This is a genomic window from Embleya sp. NPDC059213, assembly GCF_042754445.1.
GTDB lineage: Bacteria > Actinomycetota > Actinomycetes > Streptomycetales > Streptomycetaceae > Embleya.
In genome coordinates, this window is sequence record NZ_JBHZAV010000368.1 from 1 (window position 1) to 3,498 (window position 3,498).

Genomic DNA, 3,498 nt, shown 5'->3' on the forward strand with positions numbered 1-3,498 from the left:
CGACCTTGACCGGCCAGCTCCCGCCGTTGCCGTTGTGCCCGTTGCGACCGAGCCAGTCGCGGAGCATGTTCCATTCCTTCTGCGCCGCCCACATGACGTCGACGCAGCCGGTCTCCTTGCTGGACGCCTGGCCGTTGCCCCACGAGTCGCTGGACTTCGTGAAGACCTGGCCGCTGCTGTAGTCGGAGCAGGTCAGGCCGGGACGGTTCGGGTCGCGCAGAGAATACGAACCACCGGAGTTGGTGGTGTCGATGGTGAGCGGGTTCGGGCCGTTCCACTGGCTGTTACCGGTGCCGGCCTTGACGTCGTCGACGGTGTCGAGCACCGTGCCCGTGCTCGCGTCGACGAACACGTGCAGTCTGCTGGGCGCGGTCGCGGTACGACCGACCAGCACGGTTTCCCAGGCCAGCGCGCTCTTGTCGTCCTTGACCCGGACGACCAGGCGGTGCGACTCGACCTTGTCCACGACCGCGAGCTTGGTCTTGGAGGTGGCCTCGGCCGCGCCGGCCGCCACCACGGGTTGCACCTGGACGTTTATTCGGGCGTCGGTCGAGGACTGGGTCGCCCGGACCCGGCCCCGGCCGTCCGTGAGCACGACGGCGTCGCCGCCGACCACCGGGATGCCGCGGTAGGTGCGCTGGTAGGAGACGGAGTACAGATCGTTGACCCACGGGGTCACCGACTGCCGCTGGTACTCCTCGTCGGGACCCTTCGCGAGGGTGTCCAGACCGCTGGCCGCGGCCCGGTCGGCGGCGGAGACCGCCAAGGACTGCGAGCCGGGAGGGGGAGGCGGGTCGGCGGCGGCCGGCTGAGCAACCGTGCCGATCGCCAAACCGGCGAGCATGGCCAGGACGGTCCCGGCCGTGGTCGTTCTGCGATTCATCGAGGCTCCTTGAGTGGAAGGCAAACCTCGACCACGAATCCGGCTTTGTGCCGCGCGCCTTATGGGCGTTGCGGCCGACCGTGCACGCCGGGGTTCGTGCCCGAGCGAGCGAAACACTCACACGGCCACGTGTCCCGAGCGAAGGGATCCGGCGAGGCCAGCAAATACTGGCGAAATCGTGGACTCCGGCGTTCCGGTCGCGCGGTCACCCGTCTCCCGCGCCGCCTCGACGGCGCGGGAGGCGCGGGATCACGGGTCAGGGGCAGGTGGGGTCGCCGGCCGTTGCCGGCACGCCGACCGCGTTCCAGGCGTCCCTGGTCTTCTTGAACAGGGCGCACGTGGGGTCGAGTGCCTTGGCCGCGTACAGGGTCTGCCGCCGTACCTTCGGGTAGTTCGTGCCGCTCGTCCTGAGCAGCAGGCCGCCGTAGAAGACCTTGCCGGCCAGTTGGATACCGACCCCGGTGAGGGTGGTGTTGTTGCAGGTCGGGCTGACGGGCTTGCCGCCGCCGGGGTTGCTGCCCTCGGCGAGCAGGTAGAACCAGTGGTTCAGCGGACCGGCCGCCCGGTGCGGCTCCGGCGGCATGGTGCTCGAGTAGCAGTTCGGGTCACCGGCGAGGGAGGGGTTGTACATGTAGCGGAGCGGGTTGGAGCCCAGGTCGACCATCTCGCCGACGGTGTAGTCCGGGACGTCGAACGGCGGGGGTTCGTTGGCGTATGCCTCCGTGAGAGCGCCGAAGATGTCGCCGGTGCCCTCGAACAGGCCCGGGGCCGCGAACGGGTAGCCGGGGCTGGTCTTGTCGATGCCGTGCGCGTACTCGTGGCCCACGACGTCCATCGCGCCCAACCACTGGCCCCTGTTGTCGTGGCCGATGACCACCTTGGTGTCGTCGAAGTAGGCGTTGACCTGGTTCAATCCGACGACCACCGGCCACGTGCCGCCGGTGCCGTTGTGCCCGTTGCGGCCGAGCCAGGTGCGCAGCATGTCCCATTCCTTCTGCGCGGCCCACATGGAGTCGACGCAGCCGGTCTCGATGCTGGTGGGATTGCCGGTGCCCCAGTCGTCGACGGGCTTGGTGAGCACGCCGGCGTTGAACCTCGCGCAACTCAGGCCGGGGCGGGTCAGATCCTGCATGAAGTAGCTGCCGCCGGAGCCGGCCGTGGTGATGGTGATCGGGTCGGGACCGTTCCACTTGCTGTGGCCGGTGCCGGCGCGCACGTCGTCGTAGGAGTCGAGCACCGCGCCGGTGCGGGCGTCGACGAACACGTGCAGTTTGCCGGGCGCCGAGTCGGTGCGGCCGATCAGCACGGTTTCCCAGGCGAGTCGGGTGGCGTCCGGACCGACCCGCACCACCAGGCGACGTGCGTCGACCCGGTCGACGGCGGCCAGGCGGGTCCGGGCGGTGCTCTCGGCGACGGCGGCGGGGACGGTCGGCTCGGTCGGGACGTCGGCGGGCACCGCGTTGCCCGGCTCCACGACGTGGACCTTGCCGGTGCCGTCGGCCAACACGGCGGCGTCGCCGCCGACAACGGGCAGGCCGCGGTAGGTGCGGGTGTAGGCGATCGAATAGAGGTTGTCCACCCACGGCGTCACCAGGCTCCGCAGATAGCTTTCTCCGGGCACCTTGGCCAGTGCGTTCGGGCCGGCGGAGACGGCCCGGTCGGCCGCGTCGATCGCCGCCGTGCGAGCGGCGGCGGAAAAGGGGGTCGGTGGTGCTGTCGCGTTCGATGGGGTGGTGGTGCCGATTACCAGGCCGGCGAGCAGGGTCAGGACCGACCCGATCGTCAGCTTTCTGCGATGCATCGAGGCTCCTCGGGTTGAAGGACGCCCCGACCACGAATCCGACCACCACTGCGCCGGGTTCGTCGCCCGAGCGAGGGAACCCTCACACCGGGATCGGCATCCGGTCAACGAAGGTCGACGTATCGGCACATTTTGGCGAAGGTCGGCGGATCGAACGGCGGATCGAGCGGCGTGTCTTCAGTCCGGCAGTCGAATACGCGATCACGCACGGCAGTCCGTACTTCCCGCCCGGGGCCGGCTCGCATTACCAGGACACCGGATACGCGCTCGCCGGCTTCGTGATCGAGCGGGTGACCGGACGACCGTTGCACCGGGTCTACCGTGACCTGGTGCTGGATCCGCTGGGCATGCGCGACACCTGTCTCGAACACTGGGAACGCCCGCGCGCCGCGCCGCTCTCGCATGCCTACATCGGCGACGTCGACACGCGCGACTACAACCCCACGTTCGACACCTTCGGCGGAGGCGGGCCGGTGAGCACGTCGGCGGACCTCACCCGGTTCGTCCGGGGCCTGTTCGAGGGACGCCTGTTCCGCGACCCGCGCACCCTGCGAGCCATGCTCACACCCGGGCCGGATGGACAACTGGCCATGGGAATCCGGCGGTTCGTCCCGGACGGTGAGGAAGTCTGGGTGCACCAGGGCTTCTTCGGCGCCTTCCAGCTCTACGCCCCGGCCCGCCGACTGTCCCTCACCGGCACGATCAACCAGGCCGCGAGCGCCTCGCTGCCGCTCCTGGTCGCCGCCTACCGGATCGCGGCAGACCACCGGCAACCCGCCCAGTCCTGCCGCGACCGCACCGGCTGACCCCGAGC

2 protein-coding genes and 1 pseudogene are annotated in these 3,498 nt (G+C 69.9%); 1 reads left to right on the top strand and 2 read right to left on the bottom strand.

What is annotated here, in order from left to right:
• A pseudogene (locus tag ACFXMF_RS47185) lies at positions 1-883 on the bottom strand (peptidase M28); the annotation flags it as partial.
• Between the two features lie 256 nt (positions 884-1,139).
• Positions 1,140-2,684 (bottom strand): M4 family metallopeptidase, encoded by a 1,545-nt coding sequence (locus tag ACFXMF_RS47190; protein WP_379992623.1) that lies wholly within the window; start codon positions 2,682-2,684, stop codon positions 1,140-1,142.
• Between the two features lie 14 nt (positions 2,685-2,698).
• Here ACFXMF_RS47190 and ACFXMF_RS47195 point away from each other — a divergent pair, with 14 nt between their 5' ends.
• Positions 2,699-3,490, top strand: a complete 792-nt coding sequence (locus tag ACFXMF_RS47195; protein WP_379992624.1) for a serine hydrolase domain-containing protein — start codon at positions 2,699-2,701, stop codon at positions 3,488-3,490.
• Positions 3,491-3,498 lie beyond the last annotated feature (8 nt).